At 73.3% G+C, this 21,721-nt stretch carries 16 protein-coding genes and 1 pseudogene; 10 read left to right on the top strand and 7 right to left on the bottom strand.

What is annotated here, in order from left to right; translation table 11 throughout:
* Together OG587_RS24585 and OG587_RS24580 are read left to right on the top strand one after the other, a co-directional pair.
* Nucleotides 1–567 (top strand): isoprenylcysteine carboxyl methyltransferase family protein, encoded by a 567-nt coding sequence (locus OG587_RS24585; protein ID WP_329079180.1) that lies wholly within the window; start codon nucleotides 1–3, stop codon nucleotides 565–567.
* Complete coding sequence (locus OG587_RS24580; protein ID WP_329079178.1) at nucleotides 564–1,577, top strand: NAD(P)/FAD-dependent oxidoreductase; 1,014 nt, start codon at nucleotides 564–566, stop codon at nucleotides 1,575–1,577. Before OG587_RS24585 ends, OG587_RS24580 begins: the two co-directional genes overlap by 4 nt.
* Nucleotides 1,578–1,762: 185 nt before the next feature.
* On the opposite strand, the gene OG587_RS24575 is transcribed toward OG587_RS24580, so the two are convergent.
* Together OG587_RS24575 and OG587_RS24570 are read right to left on the bottom strand one after the other, a co-directional pair.
* Nucleotides 1,763–2,614 carry a hypothetical protein gene (locus tag OG587_RS24575; RefSeq protein WP_329079177.1) on the bottom strand — a complete coding sequence of 284 codons (852 nt, stop codon included), beginning with the start codon at nucleotides 2,612–2,614 and terminating at the stop codon, nucleotides 1,763–1,765.
* 257 nt (nucleotides 2,615–2,871) lie between these two features.
* Nucleotides 2,872–4,707 (bottom strand): AMP-dependent synthetase/ligase, encoded by a 1,836-nt coding sequence (locus OG587_RS24570; protein WP_329079174.1) that lies wholly within the window; start codon nucleotides 4,705–4,707, stop codon nucleotides 2,872–2,874.
* 180 nt (nucleotides 4,708–4,887) lie between these two features.
* Here OG587_RS24570 and OG587_RS24565 point away from each other — a divergent pair, with 180 nt between their 5' ends.
* Both OG587_RS24565 and OG587_RS24560 read left to right on the top strand, forming a co-directional pair.
* Complete coding sequence (locus tag OG587_RS24565; protein ID WP_329079172.1) at nucleotides 4,888–6,387, top strand: peptide MFS transporter; 1,500 nt, start codon at nucleotides 4,888–4,890, stop codon at nucleotides 6,385–6,387.
* 55 nt (nucleotides 6,388–6,442) lie between these two features.
* On the top strand, nucleotides 6,443–7,054 hold the full coding sequence (locus OG587_RS24560; RefSeq protein WP_329079170.1) for a trimeric intracellular cation channel family protein: 612 nt from the start codon (nucleotides 6,443–6,445) through the stop codon (nucleotides 7,052–7,054).
* Between the two features lie 164 nt (nucleotides 7,055–7,218).
* Here the strand turns inward: OG587_RS24560 and yczR are convergent, their stop codons facing one another.
* Nucleotides 7,219–8,655 carry a MocR-like transcription factor YczR gene (yczR, locus tag OG587_RS24555; RefSeq protein ID WP_329079168.1) on the bottom strand — a complete coding sequence of 479 codons (1,437 nt, stop codon included), beginning with the start codon at nucleotides 8,653–8,655 and terminating at the stop codon, nucleotides 7,219–7,221.
* A gap of 75 nt (nucleotides 8,656–8,730) precedes the next feature.
* Between yczR and yczE the strand changes: the two genes are divergently transcribed.
* From yczE to OG587_RS24525, 6 genes are all read left to right on the top strand, one after another.
* Nucleotides 8,731–9,375 carry a membrane protein YczE gene (gene yczE / locus OG587_RS24550; RefSeq protein ID WP_329079166.1) on the top strand — a complete coding sequence of 215 codons (645 nt, stop codon included), beginning with the start codon at nucleotides 8,731–8,733 and terminating at the stop codon, nucleotides 9,373–9,375.
* A gap of 9 nt (nucleotides 9,376–9,384) precedes the next feature.
* The gene (locus OG587_RS24545) at nucleotides 9,385–11,145 is read left to right on the top strand and encodes a glycoside hydrolase family 15 protein (RefSeq protein WP_329079165.1); all 1,761 of its coding nucleotides are present in this window, start codon (nucleotides 9,385–9,387) and stop codon (nucleotides 11,143–11,145) included.
* A 170-nt stretch (nucleotides 11,146–11,315) separates the two neighbouring features.
* Nucleotides 11,316–11,570 (top strand): hypothetical protein, encoded by a 255-nt coding sequence (locus OG587_RS24540; RefSeq protein ID WP_329079163.1) that lies wholly within the window; start codon nucleotides 11,316–11,318, stop codon nucleotides 11,568–11,570.
* A 98-nt stretch (nucleotides 11,571–11,668) separates the two neighbouring features.
* Entirely contained in the window at nucleotides 11,669–12,514 is an 846-nt protein-coding gene (gene grpE / locus OG587_RS24535) for a nucleotide exchange factor GrpE (RefSeq protein WP_329079161.1), read from the top strand.
* 220 nt (nucleotides 12,515–12,734) lie between these two features.
* Nucleotides 12,735–14,621: a dynamin family protein gene (locus tag OG587_RS24530; protein ID WP_329079159.1), complete on the top strand. Its 1,887-nt coding sequence runs from the start codon at nucleotides 12,735–12,737 to the stop codon at nucleotides 14,619–14,621.
* 50 nt (nucleotides 14,622–14,671) lie between these two features.
* Nucleotides 14,672–16,597, top strand: coding sequence for a dynamin family protein (locus OG587_RS24525; RefSeq protein ID WP_329079157.1), 1,926 nt, complete (start codon nucleotides 14,672–14,674; stop codon nucleotides 16,595–16,597).
* 175 nt (nucleotides 16,598–16,772) lie between these two features.
* Here the strand turns inward: OG587_RS24525 and OG587_RS24520 are convergent, their stop codons facing one another.
* The 4 genes and pseudogenes from OG587_RS24520 to OG587_RS24505 all read right to left on the bottom strand — a co-directional run bounded on the left by OG587_RS24520 (nucleotide 16,773) and on the right by OG587_RS24505 (nucleotide 21,711).
* The gene (locus tag OG587_RS24520; RefSeq protein ID WP_329079155.1) at nucleotides 16,773–19,445 is read right to left on the bottom strand and encodes an Hsp70 family protein; all 2,673 of its coding nucleotides are present in this window, start codon (nucleotides 19,443–19,445) and stop codon (nucleotides 16,773–16,775) included.
* 160 nt (nucleotides 19,446–19,605) lie between these two features.
* Nucleotides 19,606–19,716, bottom strand: a pseudogene (locus OG587_RS24515) (hypothetical protein); the annotation flags it as partial.
* A 99-nt stretch (nucleotides 19,717–19,815) separates the two neighbouring features.
* Nucleotides 19,816–20,745, bottom strand: a complete 930-nt coding sequence (locus OG587_RS24510) for a hypothetical protein (RefSeq protein ID WP_329079154.1) — start codon at nucleotides 20,743–20,745, stop codon at nucleotides 19,816–19,818.
* Nucleotides 20,746–20,784: 39 nt separating this feature from the next.
* Nucleotides 20,785–21,711, bottom strand: a complete 927-nt coding sequence (locus OG587_RS24505) for a S66 peptidase family protein (protein WP_329079151.1) — start codon at nucleotides 21,709–21,711, stop codon at nucleotides 20,785–20,787.
* Between the last annotated feature and the right edge of the window lie 10 nt (nucleotides 21,712–21,721).

Genomic DNA, 21,721 nt, shown 5'->3' with positions numbered 1-21,721 from the left:
ATGTCCTGGCATCTGTCGTCCTGGTACCTGTCGCTCGTGCTGCTCATCGGCCTGGAGCGCCTCGCCGAGCTGGTCGTCGCCCGCCGCAACGCGCGCTGGAGCATGGCGCGCGGCGGGGTGGTGTCCGGGCAGGGCCACTACCCGTGGATGGTCGCCCTGCACACCGGCCTGCTCGCCGGATGCCTGTTCGAGGCGGGCCTGGCCGACCGGCCCTTCCTGCCCGCGCTCGGCTGGCCGATGGTCGTCCTGGTGGTCGCCTCGCAGGGGCTGCGCTGGTGGTGCGTCACCACGCTGGGCCCGCAGTGGAACACCCAGGTCATCGTCGTGCCCGGCCTGGCACCGGTGGAGCGCGGCCCCTACCGGCTGCGGTGGCTCCGCCACCCCAACTACGTCGCGGTCGCCGTCGAGGGGGCGGCGCTGCCGCTGGTGCACACCGCGTGGGTCACCGCGCTGGTGTTCACCGTGCTCAACGCCGCGCTGATGGTGGTGCGGATCCGCTGCGAGGAGGACGCCCTGGCCTCGCTCACCACGGCGGGGACCGAGCCGTCGAGGGACGCGCCGGCGTGATCGACGTCCTGATCGCGGGCGGGGGGCCGGCGGGGCTGGCCACCGCCATCCACGCGGCCATGGCGGGGATGGAGGCGGTCGTCGTCGAACCCAGGGCCGTACCGGTGGACAAGGCGTGCGGCGAGGGGCTGATGCCCAGCGGGACCGCCGCCCTGGGGTCGCTGGGGGTGCGGGTCGAGGGCAGGCCGCTGCGCGGCATCCGCTACCTGGACCGCCGGTACGAGGTGGAGGCGGCGTTCCGCGACGGGCCGGGCCTGGGCGTGCGCCGGACCGCGCTGCACGCCGCGCTGGCCCGGCGGGCGCGGGAACTGGGCGTGGAGGTCGTGCCGGGCAAGGTGGACGGCGTGCGGCAGGACGGTGGCGGGGTCGAGGCCGCGGGCCTGCGCGCCCGCTGGCTGGTGGCCGCGGACGGCCTGCACTCCCCGTTGCGCGCCCTGCTCGGGCTGGAGCTGCCGGGGCGCGGGCCGCGCAGGTACGGGCTGCGGCGGCACTACCCGGTCGCGCCGTGGACGGACTTCGTCGAGGTCCACTGGGCGGCGGACGGCGAGGCGTACGTGACGCCGGTGGGCGAGAACTTGGTGGGCGTCGCCGTGCTGAGCTCGCGGCGGCGCGGCTACCCGGAGCACCTGGCGGACTTCCCCGCACTCCTGGAACGGCTGGAGGGACCCGCGGCGACCCCGGTGCGCGGGGCGGGGCCGCTGCGCCAGCGGGTACGCGCCCGGGTGGCCGGGCGGGTGCTGCTGGTCGGCGACGCGGCCGGCTACGTCGACGCGCTCACCGGGGAGGGGGTGTCGCTCGCGCTGGCGTCCGCGCGGCTGCTGGTGGACTGCCTGCGGGCCGGTACCCCCGGGTCGTACGAGGCCGCCTGGCTGCGGCTGTCCCGGCGCCACCGGTTGCTCACCGGGGCGCTGCTGGGCACCCGCCGATACCGGACGGCGGGGCGGCTGATCGTCCCGGCCGCCCGGCGGATGCCCTCCCTGTTCGGCGCGGCGGTGCACGCCCTGGCCTGACCTGGGGACCCACTGGCCGGCTCGCCACCCCCGCGGGCGTCGGCGGACGGAGCTTGGCCTGGCCCGGCGACCCACACGCCCGGGGTGCCGGCGGACGAGCCCAGGCCCGGCGACCCACGGGACGGCCCGCATTCCCGGGATGCCGGCGGACGGAGCACGGCCCGGCGACCCACGGGGCGGAACACCTAGCGCGAGACCTGGTGGACGATGCCCAGCCTCGGGGCGTAGTGGTTCGTGCCCTGGAAGCGGAGCCGCCACTCACCGCCCGTGCGATCGCCCACGGTCCGGGCGAAACGTCCCCGCGAGTCGGTTGTGGCACCGGCCACCTTCGTCCAGCCGGCCCTCTCCCCCGGCCGGTGCATGATCTCGACGGGCTGGCCGGGGAAGGGCGCGTAGTCGAGGGCCCCCTGCGGGTCGACCCTGTTCAGCACGCCCGTCACCCGTACGCCCGAGCCCTCTCTGACCGCCTCGACCCCGCCGAACCTGGTCAGGCGCTTCAGCAGGAAGCCCGTGTACCCGGTGACCTCGGCGCCGTCCGCGCCCTTGGCGGTCACGGAGACCGTCCAGGGTCCCGCCGGGTACCAGCGGCTCAGGCTCTTCTCCGGGGCGAACCGCCAGGTCTCCCAGCCCTCCCCCGGGCGGGAGACCTGGTGGTTCGCCCCGGCCGCGCCGGGGGCCAGGCGGGCGGACACGACCGGGCCGGGTACGGGACCCGGCGCGAGGGCCGGGCCCCGTCCGGGTCCCGGCCGGGCGGACGCCCCCGGGCGGGGCGCCGTGACGGGGAAGGACGTGTTCGCCGAGGCGGGAGGCGCGCCGGGCTCGACCTTGATCCTCACCCCCTCGGGGCCGACGACGCCCCGGGCCACCACCTCTATCACCATGCGTACGGAGTCGGCGGGCCCGACCACCGGGGTCGCCGGGCGCAGGGTCACCGAGCGGATCGTCAGGTCCTCGACGGCCGCGGCCGGGGCTCCGGCCGGTACCGGCAGGGTCACCGCCCCGGCCGCGAGGGATGCGAGAAGGGCTCTCATCGTCATGATCAGGACGCTAGGAGGCCGCCGGTAACAAGCAGGTAGAGGACACACGCACCGTTGGGCAAAGCGAGGGCGGGCCGGTTCCGCCACGGGACTCGCGCCGGAACCGGCCGCCGGAACCCTCCCGGGTCCGGGCGGCCGGAGCCGGTGCCCGGTGACCCGGAACCCCGCACCCGGGGAACATCCGGGGAAGGGGACACCCGGCGCCCGGCGACGGCGGGCGCCGGGCGGCTCGTGGCCGGCCCGAGATCGACGCGGGATCAGCCCTCGTACATGCCGTCGATGATCTCCGCGTACCTGGCGTGGATGACGCGGCGCTTGAGCTTCAGGCTCGGGGTGAGCTCCGCGGTCTCGGCCGTCCACTCCACCGGCAGCAGGCGCCAGCGCTTGACCTGCTGGACGCGGGCCAGCTTCTCGTTGGCGACGGCGATCGCGCCCTCGACTGCCTTGAGGACGTCGGGGTGCTCGGCGAGGTCGGCCAGGGTGGTGAACGAGACGCCGTTGGCCTGCGCCCAGCCGGGGGCCACCTCGCCGTCGAGGGTGAGGATCGCCACCGGGTACGGCCTGCCGTCGCCGTAGGCGAGGGCCTGGCCGATGAGCGGGTGCTCCTTGAGGTGGCTCTCGATGTTGGCCGGGGAGATGTTCTCCCCCCCGGAGGTGATGATGAGCTCCTTCTTGCGGTCGACGATGCTGACGAAGCCGTCCTCGTCGATGGAGCCCACGTCGCCGGTGTGCAGCCAGCCGTCCTCGTCGAGCAGCTCGGCGGTGGCCTCCGGCCGGCCGAGGTAGCCGCGGGTGTTGGCCGGGCTGCGGGTGATGATCTCGCCGTCCTCGGCGATCCTGACCTCGACGCCGGGACCCGCCTGCCCGACCGTGCCGAGCTTGAAGCGGTCGGGGGCGTTGGCGGTGAACGCGCCGGTCGTCTCGGTCATGCCGTACACGTCGAGGACCCGCAGGCCGAGACCGGCGAAGAAGCGCTGGACCTCCAGCGGCATGGGCGCGGCGGCGGTGGCGAGCCAGCCCGCGTTGTCGAAGCCGATCATCGACCGGATGATCGACAGCAGGGCGGCGTCGGCCTGCTCGTAGGCGGCCAGGACCTCGGGCGAGGGGGTGCGCCCGTACTGGTTGGCCTCGACGTGGGCGAGCCCGGCGGCCATGGCCTGGCGCACGCTTTCCTGCTGCTCCTCCGGCTGGGTGGCCAGCAGCGCCTGCAGGCGGGCCATCATCTTCTCCCACACGCGCGGCACGCCGAAGAACAGCACCGGCTTGACCTGGCCGAGGGTGGCGCCGAGCTGGGCGAGGTCGGTGCAGAAGTGGGTGTGGGAGAACTTGAAGAGCGGCAGGTAGAGGCTGAGCACCCGCTCGGCGATGTGCGCGTAGGTGAGGTAGGAGATCTGGGTGCCGTTGCTGGGCAGGTCGGCCATCTGGTTGGTGGCCACGACCTCGAAGAACACGTTGGAGTGGGTCAGCGGCACGCCCTTGGGGTTGCCGGTGGTGCCGGAGGTGTACAGGACGGTGAGGACGTCGTCGGCGGTCACCGCCCGCCAGCGGGCGTCGACGGCGGCGGGGTCGGCGGCGAGCGTCTCGCGGCCGAGGGCCAGGAAGTCGTCCCAGGAGACGAACCGGTCGCCGGTCGGGGCGCCCTCCAGCACGATGACCTTGCGCAGCCCGGGAAGCTCGTCCAGGACCGGTTCCCACCTGGCCAGGTCGGCCGGTCCGCCGAGCACCGCGATCCTCGCCTCGACGTCACCGGCGACGAAGGCCACCTGCTCGGGGGCGAAGGTGGAGTAGACCGAGCAGGACACGCCGCCGGCGTGCACCGCGCCCAGGTCCGCCAGCACGTGCTCGCTGCGGTTGACCATCATGAGCGCGACCGCCTCGCCGGGCTCCAGGCCGAGGGCGACGAAGCCGGCGGCGATCTCCAGGACCCGCTGCCTGGCCTGGGAGTACGTCAGGGTGGACCAGCCCCCCTCGACCGGGTCGGAGTACGCCGGCGCGTCGGGGTTGCTCTCGGCCGCCTCCTTCAGCTGACCGCAGACCGTACGGCCCGCGATCTCCCTCTCGATCGCCGCCCGCTCCTCAAGGACATCGGCCATGACGCGCCTCCTGAAAGTGCTCACTTGCACGAGTGGCATGCATCGCACCACACGCCGTTCCCCTCGGACAAGACCCTGAAAGGGAGAAGAAACGCCACATTGCACAACCGTCTTTTCCATCCCGACAGGATGCGTACGTAGAGTTAGCCTCTGATCACGCGATGACGTTCGGGGGGACGCATGCCATCGGGGAGACGAGCTCGCGAGAAGACCTTCTTCGGGCACCCGCGCGGCCTCGCCACGCTTTTCGGCACCGAGATGTGGGAGCGCTTCAGCTGGTACGGCCTGCGGGCCATCCTCGCCACCTTCATGGCCGCCTCCCCCGCCACGGGCGGCCTCGGGCTGACCGAGCAGACCGCCCAGGCGATCATCGGCATCTACGGCGCCCTCATCTATCTCGTCGCCCTGCCCGGCGGCTGGATCGCCGACCGGATACTCGGCGCCCGCAGGGCGGTGCTGTGGGGCGGCGTCGTCATCATGTGCGGCCACATCAGCATGGCCATCCCCGTCAGGACCGGCGTGTTCGTCGCGCTCGGGCTGCTCCTCATCATCGCCGGGACCGGGCTGCTGAAGCCCAACATCTCCACGATGGTCGGCAAGCTCTACCCGCGGGACGACGACGCGCGCAGGGACGCGGGCTTCTCGATCTTCTACCTCGGCATCAACATCGGCGCCTTCATCGCCCCCGTCGTCGTCGGCTGGCTCGCCCAGGACGACCGCTGGCACCTGGGCTTCGGCGCGGCGGCGGTCGGCATGGCCCTGGGCCTGGTCCAGTACGTGCTGGGCAGGCGCCACCTGATGGGCGTGGGCGAGCGGCCAGGCCATCGGATGACCCCGCGCGAGCGCCGGCACTTCACCCTCGCCCTCGTCGTGGCCGTCGTCGTGGCGGGCGGCGCGCTGGCCGCGTGGGTGGCCTCGGGCACCTTCGGCCTCGACACCTTCGCCCTGGTGATGACGCTGCTCATCGTGGCCGTGCCGGTGCTCTACTTCGGCTACATCCTGCTGGGCAGCCACAACCTGACCGACGACGAGCGCTCCCGGATGAAGGCGTACGTCTGGTTGTTCGTCGCCGCCGCCATCTTCTGGATGGTCTACGACCTGGCGCCGACCGTGCTGCTGTTCTTCGCCCAGCACAACACGGACCTGTCGCTGCTCGGCCTGCGGATCACCCCGGCGATCACCCAGGCGTTCAACCCGCTGTTCATCATGATCTTCGTGCCGGTCTTCGCGGCGCTCTGGATCCGGCTGGGCAACCGGGTGACCGCCCCCCACAAGTTCTCGGTGGGACTGTTCGTCAACGGCCTGAGCTTCATGGTCATGGCTCTGGCCGCCATGCTGGCCCAGAGCGGGAGGATCTCGGTGTGGTGGCTGGTGCTGGTCTACCTCGTCCAGGTCTTCGGGGAGCTGGCGCTGAGCCCGGTCGGGCTCTCGGTCACCACCAAGCTCGCCCCCGAGGCGTTCAAGAGTCAGATGCTCGGGCTGTGGTTCCTGTCCTTCTCGGTGGGCGACGCGGTGGGCGGGCAGACGGGACGGTTGAAGAACCACATGTCGGAGCCCGCGTACTTCCTCACCCTCGCCTCGATCTCCATCGTGGCGTCGCTGGTGCTGCTCGCGTTCTCCGGCAGGCTGCATGCGATGATGCGCGAGCACCGGGCGCCGAGCACCAGCCCGTCGCCCTAGCCACCCCGCCCCCTCAACGGAAAGCCCATATGTCCGGTCATGGGATGATTTATCCGTGAATACTGTGCTCGATCTCGTCGGGATCTTCGTCTTCGCCCTCTCGGGCGCCCTCGTCGGCGTACGCAGGCGACTCGACGTGGTGGGCATGGCCGTGCTGGCCGAGATGACCGCGCTGGGCGGCGGGATCCTGCGCGACCTGATCCTGAACGTGCGGCCCGCGGCCTTCTCCAGCGTCGGCTACGTGGTCGTTCCCGTGGTGGCCACGGCGATCGTGTTCTTCTGGCACCCGCAGGTCGAACGGGTGATGCCCGCGGTGAACGTCCTCGACGCCGCGGGGCTCGGCCTGTTCTGCGCGGTCGGCACCGAGAAGGCGATGCACTTCGGCCTCACCCCGCTGCACGCGGCCCTGCTCGGGGTCACCACCGCGGTCGGCGGCGGCATCCTGCGCGACATCCTCGCCGGGCAGATCCCCACCCTGCTTTATGACCGCCAGCTGTACGCGGTGCCCGCCATGCTCGGCTCGGCGCTGATGGCACTGCTCTACACCGCCGGCCTGCACGGCTGGCCGGCCACGCTGGCCGCCGCGCTCCTCGCCTTCGGGCTGCGGATCGCGGCCATGCGGCTGGGACTGCGGGCCCCGCTGGCCAGGGGCGTCACGTCGGACTGAGCCGCACCCCCGCGGGGTGACGGGGGCGGTTCACAAGCTCGGGGTGAGAGGCATCACCTCGGGCCGAACCGTGTCCCCGCAGGGTGACGGGACCGGTTCACCGGCTCCAGGCGAGGAGCGTCGCCTCGGGCCGAACCGCGTCCCCGCGGGGTGACGGGGCCGGTTCACAGACTCGGGGTGAGGGGCTCGGCCGGGCGGATGCCGTACGCGCCCCTGAGCCTGGCCTCGGCGATGCGCCGCACGGCCTCGACGAGGACCTGGGGCGGCTGGGTGAAGGGGAGGCGGAGCCGCCCCTCCAGGGTGCCGTCCACGCCGAACCACTGGCCGGGGGCGAGACGGACCCCCTGACAGGCCGCCGCGTCGGCCAGCGCGGTGGCCGAGGGGCCGGACAGCCGCACCCAGAGCGAGCCGCCGCCCCGGGGCGGCGTGAAGCTCCAGTCGGGCATCCGCGCCGCCAGCTCGGCCGCCAGAACGTCCCTGGAGGCGCCGAGACCGCGGGCCCGCTCGGCCCTGGCCTCCTCGATGTCCTCGAACAGCCTGGCCACCACCAGCTGCTCGAAGAGCGGGCTGGCGATGTCCACGGAGGCGCGGAGCACGGCCAGGCGGCGGACCGTGGCGGCGTTGGTGCGGATCCAGCCGATGCGCAGCCCTCCCCACCACAGCTTGGACGCCGAGCCGATGGTGATCACCCTGCCGTCGGTGTCGAACGCGGCCAGCGGCGTGGCCCCGGCCCCCTCGTCGATCGCCAGCTCGCTCCAGCTCTCGTCGACCACCAGGGTGGTGCCGTACCGCCTCGCCGCGGCGGCCAGGGCCGCCCGCGCGGCGTCGCCCATCAGGTGCCCGGTCGGGTTCTGGAAGTCGGGGACGACGTACACGAGGCGGGCGGCCGACTGGCGCATCGCGCAGGTCAGCAGGTCCAGGTCACGCCAGCCCTCGTCGGGGACGCCGACCGGGACGATCCTGGCGCCGCGCATCCTGGCCAGGTCGATGGCGTGCGGGTAGGTGGGCGACTCCAGCAGCATCGGGTCGCCCCGGGAGAGCAGCATCGTGGTCACCAGGTGGATGGCCTGCTGGGCGCCGGTGGTGACCAGGATCTGCTCGGGCCGGGTGGCCACCCCGCGCGCGGTGTAGCGGGCCGCGATGGCCTGGCGCAGCGGGGCGATCCCCACCGGGTCGTAGCCCATGCCGAGCGTATAGCGGGGATACTGGCCGGTGGCGGCGGCGATCGCGTCGGGCAGCGACGAGATCGCGCTCGGGGCCGCGGCGTGCAGCGGCAGCAGCCCGTCGTCCTGGGCGGCGATCCACGGGTTGTCTACGCCCAGCGAGCCCGCGTCGGGCAGCGCGGTCCAGCTTCCCGCGCCCTGCCTGCTCTCCAGGTATCCCTGCTCGCGGAGCAGGTCGTAGGCCGAGGTCACGGTGGTGCGGCTGACGCCCAGGGCCTCGGCGAGGTGCCGCTCGGCGGGCACCCGCACCCGCACGGGCAGCCGCCCGTCGAGGACCAGCGATCGCACGGTCCTGGCCAGGACCCGGTAGTACGGCCGGGCGGCGGGGTCGATCGCCAGGAGGCGGGCGAGCTGGGAGCCGCTGAGATACCGATCCATGAGGACCACTTTAAGGCCACTTCCGGAAATTGGCCCTTTTGATCCGAAACTGTGGCCTGGACGATTGACACCATCATGAGCGAACTCTCCCTGCCCACCCTCGTCTCCCTTCCCAACCGCCTCACCCGCCTGTACGCGGGCCTTGCCCTCTACGGCGTCGGCGTCGGCCTGCAGATCGAGTCGCGGCTGGGCGGCAGCCCCTGGGACGTGTTCCACCAGGGGCTCTCCATCCACATGGGCCTGTCGATCGGCACCTGGATCATCATCGTGGGCGCCCTGGTCATGCTGCTGTGGATCCCGCTGCGGCAGAGACCGGGAGTGGGCACCCTCAGCAACGTCGTCTTCCTCGGGCTGTTCGCCGACGGGGCGATGTGGCTGCTCCCGACCCCGGACGCGCTCGCCGCGCGCTGGGCGTACCTCCTGCTCGGTGTCGTGATCACCGGCGCGGCGACCGGCCTCTACATCGGCGCCGGGCTCGGCCCCGGGCCGCGCGACGGCCTGATGACCGGCCTGAACCGCCTCGGCCTGTCCATCCGCGCGGCGCGCACCGTCATCGAGGTCACCGTGCTGGCGGCGGGCTGGCTGCTCGGCGGGACCGTGGGGGTGGGAACGCTCGTCTTCGCCCTCGCCATCGGGCCGCTGAGCCAGTTCTTCATGCCCAGGACGCGGCCCGGCGCCCAGTTCCTCCGGAGGCCACCGTGGACCGCGCGAAGGCACTAGCTTCGAGGCATGTGGATCGAGGACTACGCTCTCATCGGCGACATGCAGTCGGCGGCCCTGATCGGCCGCAACGGCTCCATCGACTGGCTCTGCCTGCCGCGCTTCGACTCGCCCTCCTGCTTCGGAGCGCTGCTCGGCGACAAGAAGAACGGCCAGTGGTGGATCGGCCCCGCGCACGCCGAGCGTCCGCACGCCACCCGGCGCCGCTACCGGGGCGAGACCCTCATCCTGGAGAGTGAGTGGGACACCCCGACCGGCACGGTGAGGGTGACCGACTTCATGCCCACCCGGCACACCAACCCCGACCTGGTGAGAATCGTCGAGGGCGTGTCCGGGACGGTGGAGATGGCCACCGAGATCCGCATCCGCTTCGACTACGGCCGCATCGTGCCCTGGGTGCGCCGCAGCGACGGCCTGCTGCAGGCCGTCGGCGGGCCCGATTCCGTGTGGCTGCACTCCCCCGTCCCGCTGGAGGGCAGTGACTACGCCCACCGGGCGAAGTTCGAGGTGTCCGAGGGCGACAGCCTGGCGTTCGTCTTCACCTGGCACCCCTCGCACGAGCCCAGGCCCGTCGAGATCGACCCGTACGAGCAGCTGGGCGAGACCGAGTCGCTGTGGGCCGAATGGGTCGAGCAGTGCACCTACCAGGGGCCGTGGCGCGAGGCCGTGGTCCGCTCGCTCATCACGCTCAAGGCGCTCACGTACGCCCCCACCGGCGGCATCGTCGCCGCCCCGACCACCTCGCTGCCCGAGGACATCGGCGGCGTCCGCAACTGGGACTACCGCTACTGCTGGCTGCGCGACGCCACCATGACCCTGGACGCCCTGATCGGCGCCGGATATCTGGAGGAGGCGGGCGCGTGGCGGTCCTGGCTGCTGCGGGCCATCGCGGGCCGCGCCCAGGACCTGCAGATCATGTACGGCGTCGCCGGGGAGCGCAGGCTGACGGAGCTGGAGCTCGACTGGCTGCCCGGCTACGAGAACTCCCGGCCGGTCAGGATCGGCAACGGCGCGGTCGACCAGCTCCAGCTGGACGTCTACGGCGAGGTCATGAACTCCCTGCACCTGTCCCGCGTCTCCGGCCTCGAGGCGGACCATCGGGCGTGGACCCTGCAGTACGAGCTGATCTCCTACGTCGAGGAGCACTGGGTGGACGCGGACGAGGGCCTGTGGGAGGTCCGCGGTCCGCGACGGCACTTCGTCCACTCCAAGGTCATGTGCTGGGTCGCCGTCGACAGGGCCGTCAAGCAGGTGGAGGCCTTCGGCAAGCCCGCCCCGCTGGCGCGCTGGAGGGACCTGCGCGACCGCATCCACGCCGAGATCTGCGACAAGGGCTTCGATCCGGTGCGCGGCACCTTCACCCAGTCGTACGGCTCGCAGGAGCTGGACGCGGCCCTGCTGCTGATCCCGATCGTCGGCTTCCTGCCGCCGGAGGACCCCCGGGTGGTCGGGACGGTGGAGGCGATCCAGCGCGAGCTCATGGTCGACGGCTTCGTGCTGCGCTACCCGGTCTCTCCCGACAACGACGTGGACGGCCTGCCCGGCGGCGAGGGCGCCTTCCTGGCGTGCAGCTTCTGGCTGGCCGAAACCCTGGCGATGATCGGCCGCAAGGACGAGGCCGTCGAGCTGTTCGAGCGCCTGCTGTCGCTCCGCAACGACGTCGGCCTGCTCGCCGAGGAGTACGACCCCCGCTACGGCCGGATGGTCGGCAACTTCCCGCAGGCGTTCAGCCACGTTCCGCTGATCCACACCGCCCGCGCGCTCAGCTGAGACGCCGATCTCCGGGCACCTCCAGTCCGCTTTATCCCTTTTTGTCTGAACAGGTCGTTGGAAACGGCTGACTTCTCGGAAATTCGCCAAGAAATCCGGGATTCGGCTGCAACAATCCGGTGCGATCGTGACTCTCATCCGATGTAACACCACCGGAAAGGATCGAACCAATGAGCGATTTCGACGTGACCACCACCGACCTGGTCGACTACGACGGCGACGGGGGCACCGATGCCCAGCTGATCGACGTCGACGGTGACGGTCTCGCCGACGAGGAGCGCTACGACACCGACGGTGACGGCGTCACCGATGTCGTCTACCTCGACCACGACGGCGACGGCTACATCGACGAGACGCGCGTCGACCTGAACGGCGACGGGGTCGCCGACTACACCGAGACCGCAGGCCCCTTCCCGACCGTCTGAACCGTCTGAAAACAGAGAGACCGGCACGAGCCCGTGTGATCTCACCGAGGGGGGACCCGGATCCGGGTCACACGGGCGGCCGACGAGAAAGGCCTGCGATGAGGGACCGACGCGCGTTCCTTCCCCTGCTCCTGGCCTGGCCGGTGCTGACCGGCTGCGGCGCGGTGACGAGGCCCGGAGGAGAGGCGGTCGGCGCGCCGTCGGTCCCACTGCGGGACGGCGGCGTGCGCCCCCTGGATCCCGGGGAGGCGGGGACCGTCACGGTGGGAACACCGTTCGGGTTCCTCCCGCCGCCCCTGGTGCTCGCGGTGGCGGCGGGCGCCCTGGCCGTGGTGACCGTGGTGGCCGTGGGCCTGTACCTGCGGCACCGCGACCGCCGCCCCACCCCGCGAGCCCCCCTTCCCGGCACCTGGCGGGCGGCCCCCGTACCACCGGGGACGCCGCCGTTCCCGGCGGGCGGGGCGGGACCGGCACCGGGACGGCCCGGCGCGGACCACGCCGCTCCATCCGCCGATCCGGGGGCGGATCCCTCGGCGGACCCGCTGGCCGGGGCGCTGGCCGAGGTCGCGGCGAGCGGGATCAGCGCCGCGCTCACGCAGCAGGTGGAACGGCTCCTCGCCGGGGGCCGTCCGGGGCGCGAGGCGCTGGTGACAGCCTGCGTCGACTACCGTGACCAGCTCGCCGAGCGGCACCCCCGGCTGGCCGGGACGCTGCTGGAGGCGCTGAACCGCGCGGGGATCCGGGAGATCGTCGCCGACGGGCGGCGCTTCGACCCGCGCCTGCACGAGGCGGCCGGCACCGAGCCGGCCGGACGCCCCGAACTGCACGACATCGTGGCCGAGACCATCAGGCGGGGGTACGCCGACGGCGAGCGCGTGATCCGCGTGCCGCGGGTCGTCGTCTACCGCCACGGCTCGCCGGACCCCGGAGCGGAGCGGCGGTAAGCCGGTGCGGCGGTGAAGCGCCCGGCCCTCACCGCGCCGGAGCTCGCCCCTCTCGCCCCCCGCCCTCGCGTCCACCCCGCCCCACCGGCTCCCGCACCCACCAAACTCCCGTACCCACCGAGAAGGAAATACCGGACATGCCCGCTCAGACACCTCCACCGGACGGCCGGAACCGCGTACCCGCCCGCGAGAACGCCTCGGGCGGCCGGAACGGTGACGCGTGAACGCCGGGCCCGCGGACCTGCTGCGCCGCCTGTGCGACACCACCTCGGCCAGGCTCTCCGGCGCGGAGCTGCGCGAGCGGGTGGGGCAGGTGCGCGCCGGCCTCGACGCGCCGCTGCGGGTCGCGGTGGCGGGCGCGGTGAGCAGCGGCAAGTCGACGCTGGTGAACGCGCTGCTCGGACTGCCCGTCGCCCCGGTGGACGCGGGCGAGTGCACCTTCGTGGTCACCCAGTACGAGTACGGCGAGGACGACGGCCACATCACGGTCGAGCTCACCGACGGCGGAGTGGCCCACTCCCGGCTGCTGCCGGGGCACCGGCTCCCCTCCGAGTTCGGCGTCGACGTGGCCCGGATCCGGCGCCTGCGGGTCACCCTCGACCTGCCGTCGCTGCGCACGATCACCATCGTCGACACCCCCGGCATGAACACGGTGACGGTCGCCAACGAGCGGGCGGCCAGGAGCATGCTGTTCGGCTCGGGCGACGAGGACGACCGCGCACAGGCGATGATCTACGTGCTGCGCTACGTCCAGAAGTTCGACGACACCACCCTGGCCGAGTTCCGCGGGCTGACCGACGCCTGCGGCATGAGCTGCGTCAACACCCTCGCCGTGCTCGGCCAGGTCGACCGGCGCGGCGACGAGGGCGACCCGTGGCCGACCGCGAGGCGGCTCGCCGCCAAGGGCTACGCGGACCTGCGCACCTCCGTCTTCGACGTGGTCCCGGTGATCGGACTGCTGGCCGAGACCGCGCGGGCCCGTCCGCTGGGCACCGAGGAGGCGGCGGCCCTGGCGGCGCTGGCCGGGCTCGACGAGGACGACCTGGAGGACTATCTCCTGGACCTGGACGACTTCCGCTCGGCGCCCGAACTTCCCGTACCGGCCGAGGTGCGGCACCGGCTGGTGGAGCGGCTGCACCGCTACGGCATCACCAGCGCGGTGGACGCGGTGCGCGCGACCGGGACCGCCGACCCCGAGGCGCTCGCCGCCCACCTGCTGGAACGCTCGGGTTACTCCTCCGCGGGCCGGGCCGCGACCGGCTCGGTGGCCGCGGGCATCGCCCACTTCGCCCGTCGCGCCGACCAGCTGAAGGCGCTCGACGCGCTGACCCGGCTGCGCGCGATCGCCCGCACGCCCGCGCTGGGGGCCGACCGCGCCACCCTGGACGCGCTCGCGGCCCAGCTCGACGAGAACCGGCCGATCGCGACCTCCCTGGGCGGCCTGCGGATCTTCACCGCCGCCGAGGCGCTCGGCCGGGGCACGCTCGTGCTGAACGAGGAGATGACCGCCGAACTCCTGCGCCTGGCCCGCCACGACGAGCCCGCCGAGCAGCTCGGCCTGCCCTCGGGGACCTCGGCCTCGGAGGTCGCCGCCGCGGCCACCGCGGCGTCGATGCGCTGGCGCACCCTGGCGATGATGAGCGAGGGCAGGACCGGCGGGCACCGGGCCAGGGACGTGCTGACCGTCCTGGAGGACCTCGTCTCCACGGCGCTGGACGAGGCGGCCCTGGACGAGGCGGCCCTGGAGGAGGCGGCGTCGGACGGGGCCGTACGGACCGGAGGGGCGTCCCCCGCGAGTGCCGGGGGCGAACCGCTCCCCCCGGTCCGGGTGGACCCCGCCGCGATCGAGGCGCTGCGGGCCTCCCCCCTCGTCCCCGCCGACGACCGGCGGGCACTGGAGCTCCTGCTCGCGGGGTCCGAGCTGGCCACCCAGCTCGGGGCGCCGCCCGGAGCGCCGCGCGCCGAGGTCGCGGGCTACGCCGCCGCCCTGGGCGCCCGGTTCCGCGTCCTCACCCACCGGCCGCTCTCCCTGCGGCAGCGGCGGGCGGCCGAGACGCTGTGCGAGGCGTACGAGGCCATCTGGTCGCACTACGGCGGCGGTTCCTGAGAGGGCGCGCCCCCGACACCCGAACCATCCCCGACAGGAGAACAAGGACCATGACGACCCCCGACCCGACCGGCCCCGTGGCCAGGCTGCTGCGCTACGCCAACGAGGTTCACGCGCTGGCCGGGCAGTGCGGCAGGAAGGACCTCGCGGAGGTGCTGGCCGCGTGCGCGGGCCGCTGGAAGGACGAGTGCACCGACATCGTGGTCGCCGGGGCGCAGAAGCGCGGCAAGAGCCGGCTGCTCAACACGCTGGTGGCCCACCCCGACCTGCTCCCCGTCGACGCCGACGTGGCCACCAACTGCTTCCTGTCGCTGCGGCGCGGCCCCCAGCTCGCTGCCGTCGTGCACCGTAGCACCGACGCGGGACCGGTCCAGACGCCGATCACCGTCGAGTCGATCCCCGACTACGCCTCGATGCGCGGCGACGCGGGCAAGCGCCGCGACGTCGTCAGCGTGGACATCACCCTCGACAACCCGCTGCTCGACGGCCTGCGGCTGCTCGACACCCCCGGCGTGGACAGCCTGACGGTCGGCCACCGGCAGGTGACGGTGGCCATGCTGCAGCGGGCCGACGCGCTGCTGTTCACCCTCAGCGCGCAGGACCAGCCGGTGCTCAGGCACGAGCTGGAGTTCCTCGCCGAGGCCGCCGAGCGGGTCCAGGCGATCGCGTTCGTCCTGACGAAGGTGGAGGACTCGGCCAACTGGCGCGCCCTGCAGGAGGAGAACAAGACCCGCCTGAGGACGTTCGTCACCGAGGCGATCGCGGCGAGTCCCGGCAGGGCGGCGACGCTGGCCCCGCTCCTGGAGGCGCCGTGGATCCCGGTGAGCGCCAAGCTCGCCGAGGCCGCCGAGGTCAAGCGGCGCGAGGGACGCACGGAGCGCGCCGACACGCTGCGGGCGCGCAGCGGCATGGACGTGCTGGAGCGGCACCTGCGCGGCTTCGCCGAGGGCAGGGACTCCGCGCGGGGCGCCACGGTGGTCGCCGCCGCGCTGTCGGTGCTGGGCTCGCTGGCGACCGGCGCGAAGGACGACGTCGCCGTGGGCTCCGACGACGAGGGCGACGTCACCGCCCGGCTCGCCGAGGTGGACGCCGGCCTCGCGGAGCTCGCCGGGCTGGCGGGGCGCCGCAGGGCGGGTGCGGTGGCCAACACCTTCCTCGGGCGCGAGGTGGCGGGCATCGTGGCGGCGCGGGTGTCGGAGATCCGCCAGCCGTACGAGAACACGATCGCCACGCTGAAGAAGCAGGCCCAGGTCGACCAGTACATGGCGGAGCTGCCGGAGAGCGTGCAGCGCTCCCTGGAGGCGGCGTGGTCGCAGATCGTGTACGACGTGGAGACGCTGGCCAGGACCACGCTGGACGCCTTCGCCCGCGATCTCGGCCTCGACCCGGTCGACCTGGCCACCGACGGGCGCGCGATGCCCAACCTGACGCAGGTCCAGGTCAAGGGCGACCTGGCCGCGGACGACCCGGGCAGCGTGGACCTGATCCGGGACGTGCTGCCCTCGGCCTCGATCGGGCTGTCGCTGGGCGGCTTCGCCACGGCCCTGCTCGGCCCGGTGGGCTTCATCCTGGTCGCCCCGGCCATCGGGGCGGCCATCTTCATGGGACGGCGCTCGATGGAGAAGGTGCAGCGCAGCCAGGCGGCGATCAGGGGGGCGCTGCGCGACCAGTTCTCGGTGGTCGCCAGGGAGATGACGCTCGACCTGGAGCGGATGGTGGCGACCTGGCGGGTGGGCGTCGAGCAGACCGCGGACGAGAGCCTGGCCCGGCGCCGCAGGGAGCTGGAGAGCAGGCGGGCCGAGCTGAAGTCCGCCTCCGCCCGCTCGGCCGCCGACCGTCTCAAGGCCCGCAGGTCGGGTGAGGACCGCATCGCCGCGATCGCCACCCTCACCGCGCGCGGCCAGGAGCTCCGCGGGGAACTGGCCACCGCGGTGGCCGCCCTGGGCGCGGAACGACCGGTGCCCGCCGCGACCTGACCGGACACCTCCCTGCCGCGCGACCGCGGCCGGCGACCGATCACCGTCGCCCGCCGTCGCCACCTCGCTGTCGGCGTCGGCCGTCGCTCCGGTGGGGAACGAGGATCGGGACGGAACCGGAACGCACCCGTGGAGCCGTGACGGCCCCCGCCTGCCGGGCGGGGGCCGTGAACGATCAGAGGGGCAGGTGCACCAGGGTGGCGGGCTGGTCGCGGGTGGCGCCGAGCGCGTCGGCGGGGCGGTGCAGGCAGAGCAGACCCGTCGGAACCCGGGCGACCGGCTCGAACATCCCCGGCGTGCGGTGCACCTCCCGCGCCCCGGCGGGGGTGACGTGCAGCAGCCTGCTGCGGCCCGCGTCAAGCATGGTCATCCACATCGAGTCGCCGTCGGCGACGAACCTGGGACGCTCCCAGCGGTGCCGCGAGGTGAGGTGACCGGCCAGGGTCGCCGACTGCTTGCCCATCAGGAACTCCAGCGTCTGGGAGCGCTGGTCGAAGATCCCGACAGACCAGCCCCTGGCCGGGCTCACCTGGTCGGTGCCGACCGCGTAGATCTGGTTGCCCGCGGGGAACCAGCGCAGCGCGCCGCCCCGGGGACGCGGCATGACCAGCCTGGTCCTGCCGTCCGCGGTGTCGGCCTCCAGCCCCGCCGAGCCGGAGGTGAACCACCTGCCCCCGTGCAGGACCACCTGGTGCAGCCAGCTCCGCCCCGGCTCGCGCACCGTCGGGCGCACGACGCCGCCGGGGTCGACCAGGCACAGGACCTGCCACGGCCTGAAGTCCTGGTGCCGGTTCTGGAACATCGGCTTGTTGCTGCCGAACTGCCCGAGCACCACGGTGCAGCCCGGCGCGCCCACCGAGGGCGACGGCTCGGTGCCGCTGGGGGCCTCCTGGTCGAGCAGCCGTCGCAGCCTGTTGTCCTCGTTGAGGAACCACTGAGCGTACGGGCCCAGCTCGCGCGGCTGGGGAGCCTGGAAGGCGAGGTTCCCGCCCAGGTCGAGCTCGATCATGGCCAGCTGGCCGGTCTCCCCCCAGGGCAGGCCCATCGCGGTGTCGACCGGGACGGCCTGCCGGGAGTGGAAGAAGGCCCACGCCGTACGGCCGTGGGCGATCACGGTGGGGTTGCCCCACATCTGCATCGGGTGGGTGGCGCGGATGGCAAGGTCGGGGGTGAGGGTGCGGACCAGCACCTGCGCGGGCCCCACCTGCTCCACGGCCACGACGCCCTCTCCGGACGCGGCCCACTCCACGAGCCTGCCGAAGCGGAACTCCCGGTCGTGGCGGCCCCCGATCCCGTCGAGCCTGCGCAGGAGGTGGCCGCTATCGAAGGCCTGGTGGACGAGGACCCGGCCCGCCTCAGCCCGCGCCTCGAGGACGGCGTCCATGACCTTCTCGATCCCCTGGACCGTGGGCCCGCCCGCCGTACCCCCGGCGCTCCCGGGACCCCCGGGACCCCCTGACGGGCCGGTGGGGGCCCGGTGGCCGCCGGTGGCGCCGTCCTCGGGACCGGTGAGCACCCGGTGGTCCCCGGTGGCACCGCCCGCCGGGCCGGTGAAGGCCCGCGGGCCCGCGGCCGGGACGGCGACCGGCGCCCCGGGAGGCCGGTGCCCCCCGGCGGGGCCGCCCGCGGGGACCGGGGAGTCCGCGGGGCCGGTGAAGGCCCGCTGCCCCGCACCGGGGACCCGCCCGGCGCCGGGATCGCCGGAGGTGCCGGGAGGGACCGGGTGACCGCCGGTGGCGGGAGCGGAGCCCCGGCCCGGTTCGCGGTGCTCGACCTTGAGCTTCCAGGCCAGCTGCGCGGCGCCGTACGCGACCACGATCTTCGGGTCGTCGTAGGTCCTGACCCGCTCGCCGAAGCGCTCGCGCACGGCCTTCTGGACCAGCGGCATCCTGCTGGGCCCGCCGGTCATGAACACCGCGGCCAGCTCGCCGGACTCGACCCCCGCGCCGCGGATCGTCTCGTCGAGGATGTCGACCGTCCTGACGATCTCCTCGCCGATGAGGTCCTCCAGGTCGGCCCTGGTGATGTGCACGTCCTCGTTGATGCCCACCACGTAGTGGGAGGAGGTGTCGAACTTCGACAGCGTCTCCTTGGCCTCCCTGGCCATCTTGAGCAGGTCGGCGGCGTAGCTGACGTAGCGGCGCTCGGGGTTGGTGGTCACCTGCTGCCACCAGTCGGCGTCGAGCCGCTCGATCTGGGCGCCGAGGAACGCGAAGACCTGCTCGTCGAACCCCTCGCCGCCGATCTCGTCGCTGCCTCCCGGCTCGCCGACGACCGCGAAGTCACCGCCGTCCACGGTGAGGACGGCCGCGTCGAACGTGCCGCCGCCGAGGTCGTAGACGGCCAGCCGCGATCCGCCGGTCGCCCGTCCCGCGGACGCGAAGTAGCGGGCCGAGGCGACGGGCTCGTCGATGAGCGCGATCCGCACGCCGCTGACGACCTTCCTCGCCGCCGCCAGCAACACCGCCTTGCGGTCGGCGCCCCAGGCCACCGGGTGGGTCAGCGCGATGCAGTCGGGGTCGGCGCCGTCGAACCGCCGCCGTCCCTCGCTGACGAACAGCTCCAGCAGCGCCGCCAGGGCGTCGGCCACGTCCACCGGGACGCCGCCGAGCAGCATCCGGCCCCGGCCGACGTAGCGCTTGGGGTTGCGCTCGACGCGCTCGGGACTGATCGCGATGCCCCGCTGGGCGATCCTGCCCGCCACGAGCGTCCCGCGCTCGTCCAGCATGACCGCGGAGGGGATGCGCCGCTCCCCCTCGACCTCCAGGACGTCGAAGCGTCCTTCTGCCGCTATCACCCCGGCGGAGAAGCTCGTCCCCAGATCGACACCGAGGCACCACTGCGCCATGTCCACTCCTCTTGAACTCCTCCCCGGCCTGAGGGCCGGGGACTCTCCCGTCGCGTCGCGGTTGGGCGGCGCGCGGGGGTTGACGCTTCGCAGACCGGGTAACCCCGAGGTCTCCACGTCCTGACACCGGCGTTCCGACGGCGTTCCTGATATTGATCGCGGCGTTGGTGTCGGCATGCCCGACCCAGTCGCACACGGGGTTGGCGCAGGCGTACTTTATCCCGTCCCGGACCGCCGGGTCACGATGGTCGCACCGATGACAGGTCTGCGAGGTCCCCCGCGCGGGGGACCTTCACAGGGCGACAGGACCGGCAGGAGCCCGGGGGTGGGACGGGCCGGGCTCGGGTGACCGTCCTCGCGGGGGGGCGGGTCAGCCGCCGAGGCCGCCGTCGGGGCGGACGGCCAGGGCGGCGAGGACGCGGGCGAAGTCCGGCGGGGGCGCGACCACCAGCCGGGTCTGCCCGTCCTGGCTGACCAGGTCGGCCCTGATCAGGGAGAGACGGCCGCCGTGCCACCAGTAGACCTGCGGGCTGAGCGCCTCGGCGCGCATGTCGAACTCCCGCTGGGCGAACAGCCGCAGCCGCTCGATCGCGCGGACCACGCTGATGCCCTCGACCGGGTGGACGATCAGCGTCGCCGGGTCGGGCAGGGCGACGAGGACCCCGTCGGAGGGGACCGGCAGGTAGTCGCCCAGCCTGCGCAGATGGGCGGCGGCGCCCTCGGTGGGACCGGTCAGCCTGCGGACCGCCACACCGCCGAGGTCACCCTCGGTGACCGAGAGCCGCTCGTCCCTGCGGGCGTTGTCCAGGGCCAGGTCGAGCGCCTGGGCCGCGGTGATCGGCCAGCAGCCGACCTCCTCGGGGCGGACCTGGCGCCCGGCGGCGCCGTCGCCGATGGTGAGCACCTCGACCAGGTCGGCGGTGAGGTGGCGCCCGACCACGCGGGCCGAGTCGAGATCGTCGTCAAGCTGGATGCGGGTGCGCAGCAGCGGGCGTACCTGCTCCAGATCGCAGGCGTCGAACGGCTCGTCCGCCGTGGCCAGGGCGTGGGACAGGTGCTCGGAGACGATCACGGGCCAGTCCTCGCGGGAGCGCCGGAGCGCCTCGGCGCGCAGCCCGGCGAGCCGCACCACGACCCGGCGCGGGCCGGTGAGCGTCAGGGTCCCGCCGCCGGGATCGAAGGCGCAGGCATAGCCGAGATTGTCCGCGACCAGGGCGAGCAGGGAGTCGAGATCGACCTCTTCGACCGGACGCGGCGGCGTCTCGGTCCGCCGGTCACGGTGCCGCCGGAACAATCTCACGCGTGCGCCCCCTCTGCCGGTTTCCTCCTAGGTTCGCACCTAGAGTGCCTTGCCGACGCCCCCTGTTGAGTAGGCCAGAGAGCACGATTTTGCATCAATAGCACCAAGTGCCCCGAGCAATACAGAAAACTGTGGACTTCCATGCCCTATCGGAAGCCCCGCGATAACGGGTACCCCGAGCGGCGCGAGCAGCTCCTCCAGCACCGGATAGGGGTCGCCGCAGTCGATCCAGGATCCCAGGACGAACCCGGCGGCCCCGTCGAGCGCCCCGCTCCGCAGCAGCTGGGTGAGCATCCTGTCGATCCGGTACGGCGCCTCGGTGACGTCCTCCAGCAGGACGATCCGGCCCCGCGCCGACAGCGCGTACGGCGTGCCGCAGAGCGCGGCCAGCAGGCTGAGGTTGCCACCGGTGACCGGCGCCGTGACGTCGCCGGGAACGATCACCCGGTCGCCGGTGATCGTCGGCGGGGCTCCGGCGAGCGCGGCGGTGAAGTTCTCGAAGGTGCGCGGCTCGGGCCCCTCGGGATCGCTGATCGTGGAGCTGGCCGGCATCGGCCCGAACCAGGAGGCGACGCCCAGCTCCACGGCGAACGCGCGGTGCAGGGCGGTGACGTCGCTGGAGCCGACCAGCGCCTTGGGCCCGGCGGCCCGCATGGCGTCCCAGTCGAGGTGGCCGAGGAGGCGGGTGGCGCCGTAGCCGCCGCGGGCGCAGAACACCGCGCTCACCTCGGGATCACACCAGGCGTTCAGCAGATCGGACGCGCGGTCGGCGTCGGAACCGGCCAGGTAGCGGTCCCTGTCGAGGACGTGGGCGCCGACGACGACCTTCAGCCCGAGCCCCTCCAGGACACGGACTCCGCGCGCCAGCCGCTCGAAATCGGGAGGTCCGGACGGGGCCACCACCGCCACCGTGTCGCCCGGACGCGGCGGAGGTGGGACCGGTATCCCGGCAGCCGGTTCGTTCACTCCGCAAACG

Origin of the sequence: Streptosporangium sp. NBC_01469 (assembly GCF_036227305.1) — a bacterium.
Lineage (GTDB): Bacteria > Actinomycetota > Actinomycetes > Streptosporangiales > Streptosporangiaceae > Streptosporangium.
Note: the sequence above shows the minus strand (reverse complement) of the source record. Positions and strands in the feature narration are given on the sequence as shown.